Annotated in this window: 21 protein-coding genes; 15 read left to right on the top strand and 6 right to left on the bottom strand. The window is 73.7% G+C overall.

Annotated elements, in window-relative coordinates:
* Positions 1-2: 2 nt before the first annotated feature.
* Together leuD and ACYVID_RS02865 are read left to right on the top strand one after the other, a co-directional pair.
* Positions 3-590, top strand: a complete 588-nt coding sequence (gene leuD, locus ACYVID_RS02860) for a 3-isopropylmalate dehydratase small subunit (protein ID WP_460734223.1) — start codon at positions 3-5, stop codon at positions 588-590.
* A gap of 140 nt (positions 591-730) precedes the next feature.
* Positions 731-1,432, top strand: a complete 702-nt coding sequence (locus ACYVID_RS02865) for an HU family DNA-binding protein (protein ID WP_460734225.1) — start codon at positions 731-733, stop codon at positions 1,430-1,432.
* Between the two features lie 115 nt (positions 1,433-1,547).
* Here ACYVID_RS02865 and cofC read toward each other — a convergent pair whose 3' ends face one another.
* Positions 1,548-2,237: a 2-phospho-L-lactate guanylyltransferase gene (gene cofC / locus ACYVID_RS02870; protein ID WP_460734227.1), complete on the bottom strand. Its 690-nt coding sequence runs from the start codon at positions 2,235-2,237 to the stop codon at positions 1,548-1,550.
* Between the two features lie 130 nt (positions 2,238-2,367).
* Here cofC and ACYVID_RS02875 point away from each other — a divergent pair, with 130 nt between their 5' ends.
* Entirely contained in the window at positions 2,368-3,237 is an 870-nt protein-coding gene (locus ACYVID_RS02875; protein ID WP_460734229.1) for a lysophospholipid acyltransferase family protein, read from the top strand.
* Positions 3,234-4,247 (top strand): NAD(P)H-dependent glycerol-3-phosphate dehydrogenase, encoded by a 1,014-nt coding sequence (locus tag ACYVID_RS02880; RefSeq protein ID WP_460734231.1) that lies wholly within the window; start codon positions 3,234-3,236, stop codon positions 4,245-4,247. Before ACYVID_RS02875 ends, ACYVID_RS02880 begins: the two co-directional genes overlap by 4 nt.
* A gap of 107 nt (positions 4,248-4,354) precedes the next feature.
* On the opposite strand, the gene ACYVID_RS02885 is transcribed toward ACYVID_RS02880, so the two are convergent.
* Entirely contained in the window at positions 4,355-5,461 is a 1,107-nt protein-coding gene (locus ACYVID_RS02885) for a trans-sulfuration enzyme family protein (RefSeq protein ID WP_460734233.1), read from the bottom strand.
* A 61-nt stretch (positions 5,462-5,522) separates the two neighbouring features.
* Between ACYVID_RS02885 and ACYVID_RS02890 the strand changes: the two genes are divergently transcribed.
* Both ACYVID_RS02890 and ACYVID_RS02895 read left to right on the top strand, forming a co-directional pair.
* The gene (locus ACYVID_RS02890; RefSeq protein WP_460734633.1) at positions 5,523-6,890 is read left to right on the top strand and encodes a UDP-N-acetylmuramoyl-tripeptide--D-alanyl-D-alanine ligase; all 1,368 of its coding nucleotides are present in this window, start codon (positions 5,523-5,525) and stop codon (positions 6,888-6,890) included.
* Positions 6,891-6,901: 11 nt separating this feature from the next.
* Complete coding sequence (locus ACYVID_RS02895; RefSeq protein ID WP_460734235.1) at positions 6,902-7,999, top strand: D-alanine--D-alanine ligase family protein; 1,098 nt, start codon at positions 6,902-6,904, stop codon at positions 7,997-7,999.
* 85 nt (positions 8,000-8,084) lie between these two features.
* Here ACYVID_RS02895 and ACYVID_RS02900 read toward each other — a convergent pair whose 3' ends face one another.
* The 3 genes from ACYVID_RS02900 to ACYVID_RS02910 all read right to left on the bottom strand — a co-directional run bounded on the left by ACYVID_RS02900 (position 8,085) and on the right by ACYVID_RS02910 (position 9,880).
* Positions 8,085-9,080, bottom strand: a complete 996-nt coding sequence (locus tag ACYVID_RS02900; RefSeq protein WP_460734237.1) for a D-alanine--D-alanine ligase family protein — start codon at positions 9,078-9,080, stop codon at positions 8,085-8,087.
* 54 nt (positions 9,081-9,134) lie between these two features.
* A complete protein-coding gene (locus ACYVID_RS02905; protein WP_300644059.1) occupies positions 9,135-9,560 on the bottom strand; it encodes a DUF3515 family protein in 426 nt (141 codons plus the stop codon).
* Between the two features lie 83 nt (positions 9,561-9,643).
* Positions 9,644-9,880, bottom strand: a complete 237-nt coding sequence (locus ACYVID_RS02910) for an Lrp/AsnC family transcriptional regulator (protein WP_166320689.1) — start codon at positions 9,878-9,880, stop codon at positions 9,644-9,646.
* 207 nt (positions 9,881-10,087) lie between these two features.
* Here ACYVID_RS02910 and ACYVID_RS02915 point away from each other — a divergent pair, with 207 nt between their 5' ends.
* Complete coding sequence (locus tag ACYVID_RS02915; protein WP_460734240.1) at positions 10,088-11,077, top strand: thiamine-phosphate kinase; 990 nt, start codon at positions 10,088-10,090, stop codon at positions 11,075-11,077.
* Between the two features lie 171 nt (positions 11,078-11,248).
* Here ACYVID_RS02915 and rpmB read toward each other — a convergent pair whose 3' ends face one another.
* The gene (rpmB, locus tag ACYVID_RS02920; protein ID WP_179531565.1) at positions 11,249-11,434 is read right to left on the bottom strand and encodes a 50S ribosomal protein L28; all 186 of its coding nucleotides are present in this window, start codon (positions 11,432-11,434) and stop codon (positions 11,249-11,251) included.
* Positions 11,435-11,618: 184 nt separating this feature from the next.
* On the opposite strand from rpmB, the gene ACYVID_RS02925 reads away from it, so the two are divergent.
* The 8 genes from ACYVID_RS02925 (at position 11,619) to mutM (ending at position 19,293) form a co-directional block, all read left to right on the top strand.
* Positions 11,619-13,331 carry a DAK2 domain-containing protein gene (locus ACYVID_RS02925; RefSeq protein WP_460734242.1) on the top strand — a complete coding sequence of 571 codons (1,713 nt, stop codon included), beginning with the start codon at positions 11,619-11,621 and terminating at the stop codon, positions 13,329-13,331.
* Complete coding sequence (locus ACYVID_RS02930) at positions 13,328-15,547, top strand: ATP-dependent DNA helicase RecG (RefSeq protein ID WP_460734244.1); 2,220 nt, start codon at positions 13,328-13,330, stop codon at positions 15,545-15,547. The genes ACYVID_RS02925 and ACYVID_RS02930 overlap by 4 nt, the downstream gene beginning before the upstream one ends.
* Positions 15,548-15,623: 76 nt before the next feature.
* Positions 15,624-16,262, top strand: coding sequence for a 16S rRNA (guanine(966)-N(2))-methyltransferase RsmD (gene rsmD / locus ACYVID_RS02935; RefSeq protein ID WP_460734246.1), 639 nt, complete (start codon positions 15,624-15,626; stop codon positions 16,260-16,262).
* Between the two features lie 2 nt (positions 16,263-16,264).
* A complete protein-coding gene (gene coaD / locus ACYVID_RS02940) occupies positions 16,265-16,762 on the top strand; it encodes a pantetheine-phosphate adenylyltransferase (RefSeq protein WP_460734248.1) in 498 nt (165 codons plus the stop codon).
* Positions 16,763-16,852: 90 nt separating this feature from the next.
* Positions 16,853-17,404, top strand: coding sequence for a YceD family protein (locus tag ACYVID_RS02945; RefSeq protein WP_300639426.1), 552 nt, complete (start codon positions 16,853-16,855; stop codon positions 17,402-17,404).
* A 45-nt stretch (positions 17,405-17,449) separates the two neighbouring features.
* Positions 17,450-17,635, top strand: a complete 186-nt coding sequence (rpmF, locus tag ACYVID_RS02950) for a 50S ribosomal protein L32 (RefSeq protein WP_300639421.1) — start codon at positions 17,450-17,452, stop codon at positions 17,633-17,635.
* Positions 17,556-18,425, top strand: a complete 870-nt coding sequence (rnc, locus tag ACYVID_RS02955; RefSeq protein ID WP_460734250.1) for a ribonuclease III — start codon at positions 17,556-17,558, stop codon at positions 18,423-18,425. Before rpmF ends, rnc begins: the two co-directional genes overlap by 80 nt.
* 1 nt (position 18,426) lies before the next feature.
* Positions 18,427-19,293 carry a bifunctional DNA-formamidopyrimidine glycosylase/DNA-(apurinic or apyrimidinic site) lyase gene (gene mutM, locus ACYVID_RS02960; protein WP_460734252.1) on the top strand — a complete coding sequence of 289 codons (867 nt, stop codon included), beginning with the start codon at positions 18,427-18,429 and terminating at the stop codon, positions 19,291-19,293.
* Positions 19,294-19,355 lie beyond the last annotated feature (62 nt).

Below are 19,355 nucleotides of genomic sequence, written 5' to 3' on the forward strand. Positions count from 1 at the left end.
TCATGGAGAAGTTCACCTCCCACACCGGCACGGCCCTGCCGCTGCGCCGCAGCAACGTCGACACCGACCAGATCATCCCGGCGGTCTACCTCAAGCGCGTGACCCGCACGGGCTTCGAGGACGGGCTCTTCGCCGCGTGGCGGGGCGACCCGGAGTTCGTGGCCAACAAGCCGGAGTACGCCGGGGTCTCGATCCTCGTGGCCGGCCCCGACTTCGGCACCGGCTCCTCGCGCGAGCACGCCGTGTGGGCGCTGATGGACTACGGCTTCAAGGTCGTGCTCTCCAGCCGGTTCGCCGACATCTTCCGCGGCAACTCCGGCAAGGCCGGGCTGCTGTCGGTGCCGGTGGAGCAGGACGTCATCGAGCAGCTGTGGGACGCCGTCGAGGCCGACCCCACCACGCAGATCACCGTCGACCTCGAGGCGCGCACGGTCACCTGCGGCGACCTGGTCGCGCCCTTGCAGATCGACGACTACACGCGCTACCGCCTGCTCAACGGCCTCGACGACATCGGGATCACGCTGGGCCACGAGGACGACATCGCGGCCTTCGAGGCGACCCGTCCGAGCTTCAAGCCCGTCACCCTCTGACGAGGTCGCACTCCTCACGCTGTGAGGAAATGCCGAAGTGATGCGGCGTTGGTGATTGTGAGCGGGGCCACGAATCCCTAGCGTGCAAGGAAGTCGGGCGCGTGCTCGGCGCTCTCCAGGTTTGCACGAAGGGAAATCCTGTGAACAAGACCCAGCTCATCGACGCGCTGTCCACGCGCTTCGAGGGGAACAAGAAGGCAGCCGCACACGCGCTCGAGTCCGTCCTCGACACGATCACCCGCGAGGTGGCCAAGGGCGAGAAGGTGGCCATCACCGGCTTCGGCTCGTTCGAGAAGCGCGTGCGCGACGCGCGCTGGGTGCGCAACCCGCGCACCGGTGAGCGGATGAAGGCCAAGAAGACGGCCGTCCCGAAGTTCACCCCCGGCCAGGACCTCAAGAACATCGTCTCGGGTGCGAAGAAGCTCCCGAAGGTTGCTGCTGCCAACGCCTCCAAGGCCGCCAGCGCTGCCGCAGCCCCGGCCGCCAAGGCCGCGGGTGCGGTGAAGAAGGCCGCCCCGGCCAAGAAGGCGCCCGCCAAGAAGGCCGCCCCCGCGAAGAAGGCTGCTCCCGCGAAGAAGGCTGCTCCGGCGAAGAAGGCTGCTCCGGCCAAGACCGCTGCCAAGAAGGCTCCCGCCAAGAAGGCGCCGGCCAAGAAGGCACCCGCCAAGAAGGCCAGCACCGCGGCGAGCTCGAGCGCCACGAAGTCGACGGCCTCGAAGTCGACCACGGCCAAGAAGGCTCCTGCGAAGAAGGCACCGGCCAAGGCCGCCGCCAAGAAGGCGCCGGCCAAGAAGGCTCCGGCCAAGAAGGCCCCGGCCAAGAAGGCAGCCTCCAGCTCCTGACACCTGCTGCGCCCCGCTCCACCAACGCGACCGGGCCCGTCCGCACCTCGTGCGGGCGGGCCCGGTCGCGTTGGTGGAGCGGGTGCGGGTGCAGCTCGATCCGGTCGGTGCGAGGTCAGAAGAGCGCGAGCGCGTCCAGCACCTGCCGTGTGTGCGGCCCGACACCGAGCTCCGCCGCGGCCCGCAGGTCCACGAGGTCGTCGACGTCGCGGCGCAGCGTCGTCAGGACGCCGGAGAGCTCGACCGCCCCGGCGTCGAGGTGTGCCTGTCGCGAGGCGCCACCGAAGCGGGGGTCGAAGCGCTCGTGCGGGGCGAGGTAGCAGCTCGTGCCGAAGCCCGCGGCGTCGGCCACGAAGGCCGGTCCGCCGCCGTGCTCCTCGACCTCGAGCAGCGCCGCCTCGAGGTCGTCCGGCCGGAGGCAGGGGACGTCCGCGCAGACGGTCACCGGCCGCAGGTGCGGCCAGCGGCGCCGGGCCTCGGCCGCGGTCTCGCGCAGGGTGCCGTTGAGGTCGCCCCCGGTGCCGTCGGGGATGCAGGGCGCACCGATCGCCCTGAGGGCGGAGGAGAAGCGCGCGTCGTCGGTGGCCACCAGCACCGCCTCGACACGCGGAGTGGCCAGGCAGGCCGTCACGGTGTCGAGCGCGAAGGCCGCGGCCAGGTCGACCCGGGCCTTGTCGGGCACCCCGACCAGCCGGGACTTGCCGCGGTGCGGCGGCTTCACCGGCAGCACGACGACGTACGACGGAGGCGCGGTGCTCGGGTCGGGCACGGTCCCGGAGGCTGCCGCGGACAGGGGCTCGGACATCGCCGCCATCCTCGCAGGCCGTCCGGGCCCGACCCGCTGGTGCCCGTCGCTCGACTGGTGCGCGACGGGCGGCGCGCGACCCGACCCACGCCTGACGTGACGTCGGTCGCGGGACGAGTAACCTGCGCGGGTGAGCGTGCGGAAGCTGCAGGAGCGACGGGGGTGGGCCTTCTCCGTCGCGGTGGGCATCATCAAGCCCACGCTGCTCGCCACCACCACCCGCGACTGGCGCCACGGGGAGCGGATCCCCGCCTCCGGCGGCTTCGTCCTGGCGCTCAACCACATCTCCCACGCGGACCCGCTCACGGCCGCGCACATCGTCTACGACCACGGCCGGCTGCCGCGCTACCTCGCGAAGTCGGGCCTGTTCAGCAACGCCCTGCTCGGCCGGTTCATGCACGCCCGGGGCCAGATCCCGGTCGAGCGCGAGGGCAAGGGCGCGGTGGCGTACGCCGCTGCCGTCGAGGCGGTGCGCCGCGGCGAGTGCGTCGTGGTCTACCCCGAGGGCTCGATCACCCGCGATCCCGACGGCTGGCCCATGACCGGCAAGAGCGGCGCCGCGAGGATCGCGCTGGAGACCGGCTGCCCGGTCCTGCCCGTGGGCCAGTGGGGTGCGCAGCGGCTGCTGCCGCCGTACTCCAAGAAGCTCCACCTGCTGCCGCGCACGCGCATCACGATGTCGGTGGGGGAGCCGGTGGACCTGCAGGACCTGCGCGCCCGTGAGCTGACCCCGGACGTCGTGCACGAGGCCGCCGACCGCATCCTCGCCGCGATCACGGCGCAGCTGGAGGAGGTTCGCGGCGAACGGGCCCCCGCGGAGCGCTACGACATGCGGGTGCTCGGGGACCTCTACGGCAAGTACGGCCGGGGCACGCGAGCGCTCGAGCAGGAGGAGAAGGACGCCCAGGAGCAGGACGCCCAGGAGCAGGACGCACAGGAGCAGGACGCACAGGAGCAGGACGCACAGCAGGGCACGAGGAACCGGAGGGAGAGCGCGTGAGCGAGCAGTGGGGGAAGGTCGCGGTCTTCGGCGCGGGGTCGTGGGGGACGGCGTTCTCGATCGTCCTGGCCGACGCCGGCAACGACGTGACCATCTGGGCCCGTCGTGACGAGGTCGCCGAGGCCATCAACACGACCCGGGAGAACTCCGAGTACCTCCCCGGCATCGAGCTGCCGCCCAACCTCTCGGCCACCCACGACGTGGAGGCCGCCCTCGACGGCGCCGACGTCGTCGTGTGGGCCACGCCCTCACAGTCCTTCCGCGAGAACCTCCGCGAGTGGGCGCCGCACGTCGCCCCCGACGCGGTCATGGTCTCGCTCATGAAGGGTGTCGAGCTCTCGACCCTGTGCCGCATGAGCGAGGTCATCGCGCAGGAGACCGGCGCCGGCCCCGAGCGGATCGCCGTGGTCAGCGGACCCAACCTGGCCAAGGAGATCGCGCGTCGGGAGCCGGCCGCCGCCGTGGTCGCCTGCGCCGACGGAGACGTCGCCACCCGGCTGCAGCAGCGGGTCCACAGCCCGGCGTTCCGTCCCTACACCTCCGTCGACGTGCTCGGCTGCGAGCTGGGCGGCGCCTACAAGAACGTCGTGGGCCTGGCCGTCGGCATGGCCGTCGGGCTCGGCTTCGGCGACAACACCACCGCCTCCATCATCACCCGCGGCCTGGCCGAGACCGCGCGGCTGGCCATGAAGCTCGGCGCGGACCCGCTCACCCTCATGGGTCTCGCGGGTCTCGGCGACCTCGTGGCCACCTGCTCCTCGCCGCTCTCGCGCAACCGCACCTTCGGCGAGAAGCTCGGCCAGGGCATGACCACCGAGGAGATCTACGCCAGCACCCGCCAGGTCGCCGAGGGCGCGAAGTCGTGCTCCTCGCTGCGCGCGCTGGCCGAGGAGTCCGGCGTGGACGCCCCGATCGCGACGTACGTCGACGACGTCGTCGCCGGCCGGCTCACCGCCCAGGGGATGATGGACGCCGTCCTCGCCCGCGACACCAAGTCCGAGCGGGACTGAGCGAGCAGCCGACTCCGAGGAACGAGGAGTCGGCGTGGGCGAGCGAAGGTCGAGCAAGCCCGCGGCTGAGGGACGAAGCCGCGTCGGGCGTGTCGAGACCGCGTGAGCTACCCGCGATCGGTGACCACCTCGACGAGCCCGTCCAGCGCGGCGCCCAGGTCCGCCCAGAGGTCCTCGACGTCCTCGACCCCGACCGAGAGCCGCACCAGGGCCTCCGAGACGTGCTGGGACTCGCCCTTCCAGCGGCGGCGGCGCTCCAGGGTGGACTCGACGCCACCGAGGCTGGTAGCGAAGACCCACAGGCGGGTCTTGCGGGTAAGCAGGTCGGCCGCGAGCGGACCGGCGGCGAGCTCGATGCTGACGATGCAGCCGAAGCCGGGGTAGCGGACCCTGGCCACGGCCGGGTGCTCGTCCAGGCGGCGGGCCAGCTCCATCGCGTTGGCCTGCGCGCGCTCGACCCGCAGGTGGAGGGTACGCAGGCCGCGCGTCGCCAGCCACGCCTCCAGGGTGCCCGGGGTCGAGCCCTGGAGCTCGCGGCGCTGCCGCAGCACGGGGTAGAGCTGCTCGTCGGCGGTGACGAGCGCGCCGAGCAGCACGTCGGAGTGCCCGGAGAGGTACTTCGTGGCCGAGTGCACGACGATGTCGGCGCCCGCGGTGATCGGCTGCTGGAGCAGCGGGGTCGCGAAGGTGTTGTCGACCACGACGTAGGCACCGACCTCGTGGGCGCGGGTGCAGATGCGCTCGAGGTCGGCCACGTCGAGGTTGGGGTTGGTGGGGGACTCCACCCAGACGAGGGCGACGTCCTCGTCGAGGGCGGCGAGCACCGCGTCGGTGTCGGCGATGTCGACCAGCCGCGAGACCAGGCGGCCCCGCAGCTCGAGGTCGGCGATCTGAGCCAGGCTGCCCTGGTACGCCGCGTCCGGGGCCACCACGAGGGCGCCCTGTCCCATCAGGTCGAGGACGGTGGAGACCGCGGCGAGCCCGGAGGAGAAGGCCAGCGCACGGCCGCCCTCGAGCCGACCGAGGACGTCCTCGAAGGCCTCCCAGGTCGGGTTCCCGCTGCGGCCGTACTCCCGCTCGCCGCCGCCCACGAACGTCGAGGCCATCGTGATCGGGTGGTTGAGCGGCTGGTCCGCCTCGTGCCGCGGGCGTCCGGCCGTCACGGCCACGGTCGAGGGGCTCAGGGGTCGGGCATCGGGGCGGTCGTCGGCCATGGCGACACAGTAGGTGCGAGCCCCTCCCGGTCCCTGCCCTAGGGTCGGACGCGTGATCGCGATGAGCCTGGCCCAGGTCGCCGAGGTGGTCGGTGGCACCGTGCAGGGGGAGCCCGGAGCGGGGGACGTCGTCGTCGACGGCCCGGTCGTCGTCGACGGCCGGGAGGCGGCTGCCGGCAGCCTCTTCGCCGCGTTCGTGGGGGAGCGGGTCGACGGCCACGACCACGTCGACCAGGCCGCGGCCGCGGGAGCGGTGGCGGTGCTGGGCAGCCGGCCCACGGGCCTGCCCACGGTCGTGGTCGAGGACGTGCGCTCCGCGCTCCAGCTGCTGGCGTCGTACGTCGTGGGGCGGGTGCGCGCGGAGGGCGACCTCACCGTGCTGGCCCTGACCGGCTCCCAGGGCAAGACCTCCACCAAGGACCTGCTCGCGGCCGTGCTCGGTGGGGCCGCGGCGACCGTCGCCACCCGCGCATCGTTCAACAACGAGCTCGGCATGCCGCTCACGGCCCTGCGGGTGGAGCCGGGGACCCGGTTCCTCGTGCTGGAGATGGGCGCGCGGGGCCGCGGGCACATCGCCGAGCTCTGCGCGCTGGTGCGCCCCGACGTCTCGGTGGTGCTCAACGTGGGCCAGGCGCACCTGGGGGAGTTCGGCTCCCGCGAGGCGATCGCCGAGGCCAAGGGCGAGCTGGTCGAGGCGCTGGCCGCCGACGGCACCGCGGTGCTCAACGCGGGGGACCACCGGGTCGCGGCGATGGCCGCCCGCACCAGCGCACGGGTGATGTCCTTCGGCGACGTGCCCGGTGCCGACGTCCGGGTCGAGGACCTCGCGCTCGACCGGCTGGGCCGCCCGACCTTCCGGCTCGTCACCGCCGACGCCAGCGCCGAGGTTACCCTGAGGCTGGTCGGCGCCCACCAGGCGCTCAACGCCGCCGCCGCGGCCGCCGCCGCCCTGGCCACCGGTCTCGACCTGGCCGACGTCGCGACCTCGCTGTCGCAGGTCGAGACGCTGTCGCAGTGGCGGATGGAGCTGCGCGAGCTCGAGCGCGGCGTCGTCGTCCTCAACGACTCCTACAACGCCAACCCCGACTCCGTGGGCGCCGCCCTGGAGGCGCTGGTGTCGATCGCCGCCGACGACTCCTCGACCCGGACCATCGCGGTGCTGGGGGAGATGCGCGAGCTCGGGGACGCCCACGAGGCCGAGCACCGCGGCGTCGGGCGCCGCGCCGCCGAGCTCGGCGTGGACCGGGTGGTGGTCGTCGGCGAGGTCGCCCGCGGCATCCACGAGGGAGCCGGCGAGCGGTCGGTGCTGCTCGCCGACAACGCCGCCGCCGTGGCCTGGCTGGCCGAGCACGTCACCGAGGGTGACGTGGTCCTCATCAAGGCCTCCCGCGGCGCGCGCCTCGACGAGGTCGCAGCGACCCTCCAGTAGCCTCGCGCCCCATGACCGACCCCAGCACGCCCCCCACGTCCGGCCCCGGTCGCAAGGTCCGCGTGGCCCTGGTCTTCGGCGGCCGCTCCGGCGAGCACTCCATCTCCGCGGCCACCGCTGCCGGGGTGATGAAGGCGATCGACCGCGAGAAGTACGACGTGCTCCCGGTCGGCATCACGCGTGACGGCGAGTGGGTGCTGCCCTCGCGCGAGGCCCGGTTCGAGCTCACCTCCGGCGCGCTGCCGGAGGTCACCACCGAGGGCGGCACGGAGATCTCCGGGCTCGCGGAGGCCGGCCCCGTCGACGTCGTCTTCCCCCTCCTCCACGGCCCGTACGGCGAGGACGGCACGATCCAGGGCCTGCTGGAGCTCGCGGGTGTGCCGTACGTCGGTGCCGGCGTGCTCGCCTCCGCGGTCGGCATGGACAAGGCGTACATGAAGCTCGTCTTCGCGGGGCACGGCCTGCCGGTCGGGCCCTACGTCGTCGTCAAGCCCCGCGACTGGGAGCAGCGCGCCTCCGAGGTGGTCGACCGGATCTCGTGCGAGCTGGCGTTCCCGGTCTTCGTGAAGCCCGCCCGCGCCGGTTCCTCGCTCGGTGTCACCCGTGTCGACGACGTCTCCGGCCTGGCCGACGCGATCGAGGAGGCCCGCTTCCACGACCCGAAGGTCCTGGTGGAGCAGGGGATCGAGGGCCGCGAGATCGAGTGCGCGGTGCTCGGCGGCCGCGACGGTGCCGCGCCGCGTGCCTCGGTGCCCGGCGAGATCGTGGTCGACCACGACGAGGCGAGCTTCTACGACTTCGAGTCGAAGTACCTCTCCGCCACCCATGCCCGGACCGATGCCCCCGCCGACCTGCCCGACGACGTGGCCGACCGGGTCCGCGAGCTCGCGGTCGACGCGTTCGAGGCCATCGGCGCGGAGGGCCTGAGCCGCGTGGACTGCTTCGTCACCCCCGACGGGGAGGTGCTGCTCAACGAGATCAACACCATGCCCGGGTTCACGCCCATCTCGATGTACTCCAAGATGTGGGAGGCCAGCGGCCTGTCCTACACCGACCTGGTCGACGAGCTGATCCAGCTGGCGCTCGAGCGGCCGGTCGGGCTGCGCTGAGGCCGCGGGGGGAGTTCCAGCGGCCGGCCGATGAAGCTGACGCACGGCCGCTGGAGCCGACCGCAGCCCGCGCGCCCCGACGGCCTCAGCCCAGCGTGCGCCGCAGCAGGTCGAGGGTGACCTGGCCGAGCGAGGTGCCCGAGAGGGTGCAGGCGAAGGGCATCACCGAGGTCTCGGTCGTGCCCGGGGTGATGGCGGTCTCGAGCACGACGTACGTGCCGTCGGCGGAGACGATGAAGTCCGAGCGCGACACGTCGGAGAGCCCGAGCACCTGGTGGGCCCGCACGGCCGTGCGGCCGAGGTCCTCGATCAGCTCCTCCGGCAGGTCCGGACGCGCGAGGCCCACGAACTCGGCGGTGTAGCGGGCGGAGAAGTCGAACTCGTGGCCCTTCTCGTACTGCACCGACACCGGGGTCAGCGCGCGCACGCCCTGCTCGTCCTCCACGCACACGACGCTGACGTCGATGCCGTCGTGGAAGCGCTCGATGAGCGCGTCCTCGCAGTAGGCGTAGGAGCGCACGAGCGCCGAGGGCAGGGCGTCCATCCCGTCGACGCCGGTGACACCGAGGGCGCTCCCGCACCGGGTCGGCTTCACGACCACGCGCTCGCCGAGGCGGTGCATCACGTGCTCCATCAGCGCGCTGGCACCGATGTCGCGGAAGGTCTGGGCCGAGAGCCCGACGCTCTCGGGGACGGGGATGCCCTGGCGGCGCAGCAGCTCGCGGGCGGTGCCCTTGTCGAAGGCGACCCGGCAGGCGTGGCTGTCGGAGCCGATGAAGGGCATCCCGATCAGGTCCAGGAGGGTCTGGATCTCACCGTCCTCACCGAACTGCCCGTGCAGCGCCGGGACGGCCGCCACCACCTTGTCCTGCTCGAGCTGGTGCAGCAGCTGGCGGTCGAAGTCGTACGCCGCGGCCTCGACCCCCACCGCGCGCAGCTCGCGCACGAGGTTGCGGCCGCTGGCCAGGGAGACGTCGCGCTCGTGGCTCAGGCCGCCGGCGATGACCGCGACCGGGCCCGGCAGCACGGCGTCGTCGCCCGCGCCGTGGCCGCCTTCGACAGGGCTCCCCAAGGTGCTCATGGGCTCAGCGTCCCACACGCGGCCGACGGTCCTGCCCGCGCCTGCAGCCAGAGCCTACTGGCAGCGGCTGACCCGCTCCAGGTGCTCGGTGACCGGCTCGGCCAGGGCGGAGAGCACCTCCAGGGAGAACTGCCCGCGCTGCTCGGCGGAGAAGACGACCGCGACGCGCGGGCGCACGCCGATGGCGGTGGCGGTCACGGACGAAGCGGGGTCCGAGAGCTCGTCGGGGTCGATGAACCAGCCGACCCCCAGCACCTCGTCGCACTCGGAGGTGTCCAGCAGGGTGGCCGGCTCCGGTGCGCCGCAGGTCAGCGTCGCGTCGGCCGCAGCCTCCGGGAGGTCGGCGAGGAACGCCTCGCACGCCGTCTGCTCCTCGGCGGAGAGGGAGACCGGTGCGACGGGGTCCGGCTGCGCGGCGTCGTCGGAGCACCCGGCGGCGAGGGCGGCCACGAGCAGCAGGGGCGGCAGGGACAGGGACACGGCGATGCCCCGGGTCCCTCGGGACCCGGGGCGTGCGCGGCGTACGTCGGTGAGCACCGTCGTCCAGCGGTGGGGCGGGTGCCTCAGATGTGGACGACCGGGCAGGTCAGGGTGCGGGTGATGCCGTCGAGGTTCTGCACCTTCGAGACGACCAGCTTGCCGAGCTCGTCGACGTTGCGGGCCTCGGCGCGCACGATGACGTCGTAGGGGCCGGTGACGTCCTCGGCGAGGGTCACGCCCTTGATCTGGGCGATGGCGGTGGCGACCTCTGCGGCCTTGCCGACGTCGGTCTGGATCAGGATGTAGGCCTGGACGACCATCGTGCTCTCCCTAGGGTCGGTTGCGCGGCGGCGCTGCCGCGGACACCTCACTGCGGCGCCGAGTGCAACCTACCGCCCGCGGCCCCCGACGACGACAGCCGCCCGGTCGCCCGGCCACCGCCGCCCGGGCCGCCCGGGGCTGCCCGTGGCAGCCGGGGGCCTGCGGGCGGTGCCCGGCCGCCGCGCCACGGGTGGTGGGATGGACCCATGGTGGACGCACGGCACGGTGGAGCGGCGGCGGGGACGAGCGGGCTGGACCCGGCGGCGACGGTGGCCGACGTGGGGGAGTTCGCGCTGATCGACGCCCTCACCGCCCTCTTCGACCAGGGCGAGCAGGTGCTCGTCGGCCCCGGTGACGACGCAGCGGTCCTGCGCATCCGCAACGGCCACGTGGTCGTCTCCACCGACCTCCTGGTCGAGGGCCGGCACTTCCGCCGCGACTGGGTGCCGGCCGTCGACGTGGGCCACCGTGCCGCAGCGCAGAACCTCTCCGACGTCAACGCCATGGGCGGGCGCGCGCACAGCCTGACCGTCGGCATGGCCGTGCCGGCCGACCTGCCGGTGTCCTGGGCGCTGGAGTTCGCCGCGGGCTTCGCCGAGGAGTGCCGCGCGGTCGGCGCCAGCGTGGTCGGCGGGGACCTCACGCGCGGGGACCAGCTGGTCGTCGCCGTGACGGTCCTGGGCTCGTGCACGGTCTCGCCGGTGCTGCGCAGCGGTGCCGAGCCCGGCGACGTGGTCGCGCTCGCCGGGCGCCAGGGCTGGGCCGCCGGCGGCCTGGCCGTGCTCGGCCGCGGCTTCCGCTCGCCCCGGGTGCTGGTCGAGGCCTACCGACGGCCGGAGCCGCCGTACGACGCCGGGCCGGAGGCCGCCGCGGCCGGTGCGACCGCGATGGTCGACGTCTCCGACGGGCTGCTGTCCGAGGCGGCCCACCTCGCCCGCGGCTCGGCGGTCGCCATCGACCTGCGCACCGAGGCGCTGGAGGTGCCCGAGCCGCTGCTCGCCGTGGCGGCCGCGACCGGCGCCGACCCGCTGTCCTTCGTGCTGGGCGGGGGCGACGACCACGCGCTGCTCGCGACGTTCCCGCCGGGGGCGACCCTGCCCGCGGGGTTCCGGGTCATCGGGTCGGTCGCGGAGGGGGAGGGCATCACCGTCGACGGGGCTGCGTACGACGGGGTCGCGGGCTGGACGCACTTCTGACGGTTCGTGCGGGCCGGATCGCCGTGGTCGCCGACCACATGCCGCCCACGCGGCGCGACGACGGCTCGACCCCAGCCGGCGGCGTCCGGCGTCGTTGCGCTCGGCGAGCAAACGAAACGGCCGCCACCCCGTGGGTGACGGCCGGTCCGGCATGCTCCGTTGGTCAGTGCCTCAGCGCGAGACCTTGCCCGCCTTCAGACAGCCGGTGCAGACGTTCATCCGCTTCGGGGTGCCGTTGACGACGGCGCGGACGCGCTGGATGTTGGGGTCGAAGCGACGCTTCGTGATCTTGCGCGACCACGGCCGGTTGTTGCCGAAGCCAGGCTTCTTGGCGCAGATGTCGCAGACGGCAGCCACCGTGAACTCCTGAGGATCGATGTTGAACGAGTCGTGAGGGCCCATCCGACCGCTGCACGGTGGTCTCACCGCGGCCGCGCCGGTCTGGGCAACCGCACCAGAGTATCGCCACACCCCCCGAACGCCGAATCGAGGCCGGAGCGTCCCCGCCCCGCCGTGGGTGGCGACCACTAACCTCGGGGCCGTGCCCGACCCGCAGCGCGAAGAGCAGACGTCCATGGTCCCGGATGGGGTCGAGGTGCTGCCGCGCGGGGTCAGCCTGGAGGGCGTCCTGCGCTTCACCGACGTCGCGGTCGCGGCCCTGGAGTCCGCCCGCGAGGAGGTGGACGCGGTCAACGTCTACCCCGTGCCCGACGGTGACACCGGCACCAACATGTACCTCACGATCGCCGCGGCCCGCGACGCGGTCGAGCGGGCGGTCGTCGAGGCCGGCGGACCCGAGCGCTGCGGCGTGGGCCGCGGGCTGGAGGCGCTCGGCCGCGGTGCGCTGCTCGGCGCCCGCGGCAACTCCGGCGTCATCCTCAGCGAGATGCTGCGCGCCCTGGCCCGCCGCCTGGGCAGTGCGACACCGGAGGACCGCGCTGCCCTGCTCATGGCCGAGGGCATGCGCCTGGCGGCCGATGCGGCGTACGCCGCCGTCGGCACGCCCGTGGAGGGCACCATGCTCACCGTGGCGCGGGCGGCGGCCGACGCGGCCGCCGAGCGGGTCACGGACCCGGATGCCAGGACCCGCGACGTCGTGGCCGCGGCCGCGGCGGCGGCGCGGGAGGCGCTCTCCCGCACGCCCGACCAGCTGCAGACCCTCAAGGACGCCGGTGTCGTCGACGCCGGCGGCCGCGGCTTCAGCGTCGTGCTCGACGCGGCCGAGACGGCGCTGACCGGCCGGGTGCCGCCCACGGTGCGCACGCGGATCGGCACCCACCACATCCCCGTCCCGCAGCTGCGCCACGACCACGCCGCGCCGGGGGCCGACCTCAGCGAGGACGGGCCGGCCTACGAGGTGATGTACCTCCTCGACGCGCCCGCCGAGCGGGTCACGACCCTGCGCGAGCGGCTGGCCGGGCTCGGCGACAGCCTCGTGGTGGTCGGTGACGAGGAGCTGTGGAACGTCCACGTCCACGTCGACGACGTGGGTGCCGCGATCGAGGCCGGCATCGAGGCCGGCCGCCCGCACCGGATCCGGGTCACGCACTTCGCCGAGCAGGTGGCCGAGCGGGCGGTCAGGCGCGAGGGCCGCGCCGTCGTGGTCGTCTCCGCCGGGCCCGGCCTCACCTCGCTCTTCACCGAGGCCGGAGCCGTGGTGGTCGAGGGCGGCCCCGGTCGGCGCCCCTCCACCGGACAGCTGCTGGAGGCCATCACCGGCTGCCAGGCCAGCGAGGTCGTCGTGCTGCCCAACGACCCCGACTCCGTGCGGGTCGCCCAGGTGGCGGCCTCCACCGCCGAGCAGGACGAGGGCATCCGCGTCGTGGTCGTCCCGACCACCGCCCAGGTCCAGGGCCTGGCCGCGATCGCGGTGCACGAGCCCGGTCGCGCCTTCGACGCCGACGTGCTCGAGATGACCGCGACGGCCCGGCACGCCCGTCACGGCGCGGTCACCGTCGCCGCCCGCCAGGCCATGACCATGGCCGGGCCGTGCGAGCCCGGCGACGTGCTGGGCGTCGTGGCCGGTGACTTCGCGGTCGTCGGCCAGCAGCTCGACGAGGTGGCGGCCGAGGTCGCCGACCGGTTGCTGCGCGGTGGTGGCGAGCTGGTCACGATCGTGGCCGGGGCCGAGGACCCCGACGGTGCGGCCGCCGCGCGGCTCGCCGGCTGGATCGAGGAGCACCACCCGCTCGCCGAGGTCGTCGTCTACGAGGGGGGCCAGGAGCGCTACCCGCTGCTGGTGGCGGTCGAGTGATCACACCGGACTCCCCGGTGGGGTCGGTGCTGGGGGAGGCGCCCAAGAAGGTCGTCAAGGCCGTGACAGAAGGCCTGGGCCTGCGCACGGTCGGGGACCTGCTGCACCACTTCCCGCGGCGCTACGTCAAGACCGGCGAGCTCACCGAGGTCGAGGGCCTGCACGACGGCGAGATGCTCGTCGTGGTCGGGCGGATCGCGCGGTGCGACCGCCGGCAGTACACCGACCGGCGCACCGGCCGCACGGCGTACCGCGTCGAGGCGCTGCTGGAGACCGACGGGCCGCGGCTGTCGATGACCTTCTTCGCCAAGGCGCCCCACGTCGCCGCGTGGCACGAGCAGCGGCTGGCCGTGGGACGTCGCGGGATCTTCCAGGGCAAGGTGGGCCGCTTCCGCGACAGCTGGCAGCTCACCAACCCGCAGATGGTGCTGATGGGCACGCCGGGGGAGGACGCCGCCCAGCTCTCGCTCGAGACCCTGGGCGACCTCTACCCGATCTACCCGCTCTCGGCCGGGGTGGAGTCCTGGGACCTCCAGCGTGCCGTGGCCTTCGCGCTCACCGTGGTCGAGGAGCTGCCCGAGCGGCTGCCCGAGGCGCTGCGCGAGGCCGAGGGACTGCTCGACGTGCGCACGGCGCTGGAGTGGGTCCACCGGCCCAGCGACTACGGCCAGGTCACGCGCGCCCAGCAGCGCTTCCGCTTCGAGGAGGCGCTGACCACCCAGCTCGTCCTGGCCCGCCGGCGCCGCGCGCTGCAGGCCCAGGGCGCCCGTCCCCGCACCGGCGGCGGCGGGCTGCTGGCCGCCTTCGACGCGCGGCTGCCCTTCGAGCTCACCGCCGGGCAGCGCGACGTCGGCGCCGAGATCGAGGCCGACCTGGCACGCCCGCACCCGATGAACCGGCTGCTCCAGGGCGAGGTCGGCTCCGGCAAGACCCTCGTGGCGCTGCGCGCGATGCTGCGGGTCGTCGACTCCGGCGGCCAGGCCGCGCTGCTCGCGCCGACCGAGGTCCTGGCCCAGCAGCACCACCGCTCGCTCACCGCGATGCTCGGCGACCTGGCCGGCGGCGGGATGCTCGGCGGGCATCCCGAGGCGACCTCGCTGGAGCTGCTCACGGGGTCGATGACCAAGGCCCAGCGCACCGAGCCCCTGCTGCGGCTCGCCTCGGGGGAGGCCGGCCTCGTCGTCGGCACCCACGCCCTGCTCGAGGACGTCGTGCAGTTCGCCGACCTCGGCCTGGTGGTGGTCGACGAGCAGCACCGGTTCGGGGTCGAGCAGCGCGCGGCGCTGACCGACAAGGCCGGCACCCCGCCGCACGTCCTGGTCATGACCGCCACGCCGATCCCGCGCACCGTCGCCATGACCGTCTTCGGCGACCTCGAGACCTCGACCCTCTCCGAGCTGCCCGCCGGTCGCGCGCCGATCCAGACCACCGTCGTGCCGCTCGCCGACGCCCCGCGCTGGATCGACCGGGTCTGGCAGCGCGCCCGCGAGGAGGTGGAGAAGGGCCACCAGGTCTACGTCGTGTGCCCGCGCATCTCCGGCGACACCTCCGAGCAGGGCGAGTTCGACGCCCCCGCGGCGGAGGGCGAGACCCGCACCGACCGTCCCCTCGCCGCCGTGGAGGAGGTCGTCGAGGAGCTGGCCGCCGGGCCGCTCGCCGGGCTCCGGGTCGGCCTGCTGCACGGCCGCCTGCACCCCGAGGAGAAGGACCGCACCATGCGCGCGTTCGCCTCCGGCGACGTCGACGTGCTCGTCTCCACCACCGTCATCGAGGTCGGCGTCGACGTCGCCAACGCCACCACGATGGTGCTGCTCGACGCCGACAGGTTCGGCGTCTCCCAGCTCCACCAGCTGCGCGGCCGCGTCGGCCGCGGCGGGCTGCCCGGGCTCTGCCTGCTCGTGAGCCACGCCGAGGTCGGCACCCCCGCCCGCGAGCGGCTCGACGCGGTCGCGGCCACCACTGACGGCTTCGAGCTCAGCCGGGTCGACCTGGAGCAGCGGCGCGAGGGCGACGTCCTGGGTGCCTCCCAGTCCGGGTTCCGCTCCAGCCTCAAGGACCTGCGGGTCCTGCGCGACGAGAAGACGATCGTGCGCGCCCGCGAAGTCGCCGGTGCGCTGCTCGACGAGGACCCGGAGCTCGACGGCGCCCCGCTGCTCGCCACGCTGGTGGCCGAGCTCGAGGAGTCGGTGCGCGCCGAGTTCGCCACCCGCTCCTGACGACTCGGCACCGGTTCGAGGGTGACTCGCCACTGGTTCGAGGGTGACTCGGCACCGGAGCCCTAGGGTGGCGCCCGTGACCCGGATCATCGGCGGCTCCGCGGGCGGACGGCACCTGGCCACGCCCCGGGGCGAGGCCACCCGGCCGACGAGCGACCGGGTGCGTGAGGCCCTCTTCTCCGCGCTGGAGTCGTGGTTCGGCACGTGGGAGGGCGTGCGCGTCCTCGACCTGTACGCCGGGTCGGGGGCGCTCGGGCTGGAGGCCTGCAGCCGCGGCGCGGAGCACGCGCTGCTCGTGGAGAAGGACCGCCGCACGGCCCAGCTGGTCGCCGCCAACGCCCGCGAGCTCGGGCTGGCCCGCGCCCGGGTCGTGGGCGGCACCGTGCGCAGCACCCTCGCGGGGCGGCCGGAGACGGCGTACGACCTGGTGCTGAGCGACCCGCCGTACCCGTTGGAGGACCACGAGGTCGAGGCGGACCTCGCTGCGCTGGTCGCCCACGGCTGGCTCGCCGACGAGGCGATGGTCGTCGTGGAGCGGTCGCGGCGCAGCCCCGAGCCGCGGTGGCCCGCCGGGTTCGGCTCCACCCGGCGGCGCAAGTACGGTGAGACGACGCTCTGGTCGGCCGTGTGGCAGCCGGGCGGCACCGACCAGCAGGACCGACCCGAGACCCCCGCCCCTGACGGCACCCAGCAGGCGCGGGACGAGCAGGAGTGAGCGTGCGCCGAGCAGTCTGTCCCGGCTCCTTCGACCCGGTGACCAACGGCCACCTCGACATCGTCGGGCGGGCCGCGGCCCTCTTCGACGAGGTCGTCGTGGCCGTCGGGGTGAACAAGTCCAAGTCGAGCAGCCGCATGTTCACCCCCGAGGAGCGGATGGACATGCTCCGCCGCGCCTGCGAGCCGTGGCCCAACGTCTCGGTCCGGGGCTTCACCGGCCTGCTCACCGACTTCTGCGCCGAGCACGGGATCCAGGCGATCGTGAAGGGCCTGCGCGCGGTCAGCGACTTCGACTACGAGCTGCAGATGGCGCAGATGAACGCCTCGCTCACCGACGTCGAGACCGTCTTCGTCCCGACCAGCCCGGAGTGGTCCTTCCTGGCCAGCAGCCTGGTCAAGGAGGTCGCGACGTACGGCGGCGACGTCTCCTCCCTCGTGCCCGGCTTCGTGCACGAGCAGCTCGTCGCCCGGGTGGCCGAGAGGGGCACTGGTGCCTAGCCTGACCAGGCAGGACGCCGTTTTGTCGCCCACCAGCCCGACGAGTACGCTGATCGCCGATCTGTTGTGCCCGGACCCGGAAGTGATCACCTGACCAGCCTGGACCCGAGAGCGCCGCTCGTGCTCGACACCCGCGAGCTCGGCCGCCGCCCGGGGTCCCAACGTCAGGTGACGCGGACGGTGCCGGCGCCGGCAGATCTGGGCATCGACGTCCTCCGTGTCCCGGAAGGCTCGCCGGTCGAACTCGACCTGCGGCTCGAAGCGGTCATGGAGGGAGTCCTGGTCACGGGCACGGCGCGAGCCGCGCTCGAGGGCGAGTGCGCACGGTGCCTGGAGCCGATCCACGACGAGATCGAGGCCTGGTTCCAGGAGCTGTACGTCTACGCCGAGCACCAGACCTCCCACGACGAGGACGACGAGGTCAGCAGGCTGCAGGACGACCTGGTCGACCTGGAGCCGCAGCTGCGGGACGCGGTGGTGCTGGAGCTGCCGTTCCAGCCCATGTGCACCGAGGACTGCCCCGGGCTCTGCACCGAGTGCGGAGCGCGACTCGCCGAGGACCCCGACCACGCCCACGAGGCGCCGATCGACCCGAGGTGGGCAGGCCTGCAGGACCTCCAGCAGGACCTGGACGAGAAGTAAGCGAGAGGGTCGGAACCATCCGGCCCCCACACAAGGAGAAGAACAGTGGCTGTCCCGAAGCGGAAGATGTCGCGCAGCAACACCCGCCACCGTCGTTCGGCGTGGAAGACCAGCGCGCCGACCCTGGTGACCTGCGCGAACCCCGCGTGCGGTGCCAAGCACCTCCCGCACCGTGCGTGCGGCGAGTGCGGTCAGTACGGCGCTCGCGCCGAGCGTCGCCAGGTCCTCTGACCGACCTGCCCTGACCGGCACCATCGACACCTACGCGGGGCTGCGGTCCGCGCTCGGGGATCCCCTCCTGGACCCCGAGCTGCTGGACCGCGCCCTCACGCACCGTTCCTTCGCCTACGAGAACGGCGGTCTGCCGACCAACGAGCGCCTGGAGTTCCTCGGTGACTCCGTGCTCGGCGTCGTCGTGACCGAGACCCTCTACCGCACCCACCCGGACCTCTCCGAGGGCCGGCTGGCCAAGCTGCGGGCCGCCGTGGTCAACGCCCGCGCGCTGGCCGAGGTGGGCCGTGCCATCGGGCTGGGCGAGCACGTGAAGCTCGGCCGGGGCGAGGAGGCGACCGGCGGTCGCCAGAAGGCCTCGATCCTCTCCGACACCGTCGAAGCCGTCATCGGTGCCGTGCACCTGTCCGGCGGCGGCTTCGAGACCTCCGCCGCCGTCGTGCACCGGCTCTTCGACCCGCTGATCGAGGCCGCCTCGGCCATGGGCGCCGGCCTGGACTGGAAGACCTCCCTCCAGGAGCTATCCGCGGAGCACTCGCTCGGCGTCCCGGAGTACGTCATCGAGGACAGTGGCCCGGACCACATGAAGACCTTCACCGCCCAGGTCCGTGTCGGCGACCGGCTCTACGGCAACGGCACCGGCCGGTCGAAGAAGGAGGCCGAGCAGGCCGCGGCCGAGACGGCGTACGGCGAGATCGTGGCCGCCCTCGGTGTCGAGGACCCCGCCGCCGACGCCGCCACTGCTGCCGCGGCCGCCGAGGCCGGCACCCCCGACGTCACCGTCGACTGAGGTGCCCGAGCTCCCCGAGGTCGAGGTCGTCCGGGCCGGCCTGGAGCGTCACGTCCTGGGCGCCCGCGTGCTCGGCGTCGACGTCCTGCACCCGCGCCCGGTGCGCCGCGACCCGCGCGGCCCGGAGGGGTTCGCCGCGGCCCTCGTCGGGCGCACCCTGACCGAGGCCCGGCGCCGCGGGAAGTACCTCTGGCTCGCCCTCGACGACGGGGACGCGCTGCTGGCCCACCTCGGCATGAGCGGACAGCTGCTCGTCCAGCCCGACGGCGTCGCGCCCGAGCGGCACCTGCGCGTCCGGCTGCGCCTCGAGGGCGCCGCCGAGGGACGCCACCTGCACTTCGTGGACCAGCGGATGTTCGGTGGGCTCATGGTCTCGGCCGGGGGAGCGGTGCTGCCCCCGGAGATCGCCCACATCGGGCGCGACCCCCTCGACCCGCTGTTCGACCTCGACGACGTCGTGCGCCGGGTGCGCGGCCGCACGGTGGCGATCAAGCGCCAGCTGCTGGACCAGAACCTCGTCTCCGGCATCGGCAACATCTACGCCGACGAGGCGCTGTGGCGGGCGCGCGTGCACGGTGAGCGGCCCGGTGACCGACTCACCCGCGCCCAGGTGGTCGAGCTGTTCGGGCACGCCCGGGACGTCATGAGCGACGCCCTGGCCCAGGGCGGCACCTCCTTCGACGCGCTCTACGTCAACGTCAACGGCGAGTCGGGCTACTTCGACCGTTCGCTGCACGCCTACGGCCGCGAGGGCGAGCCGTGCGACCGCTGTGCCCGCCCCATCCGGCGGGTCGCCTTCATGAACCGGTCCTCGTTCTTCTGCCCCGGCTGCCAGCCGGTCCCGCGCCGGCGCAGCGTCCCTCGCTGAGTCCCTCCTGAGCTCCTACCGAGCGCCGGCCCGAACCGCTCCGACCGCTCGTGGGAGGGCTG

The organism is Nocardioides ginkgobilobae, from assembly GCF_054781275.1.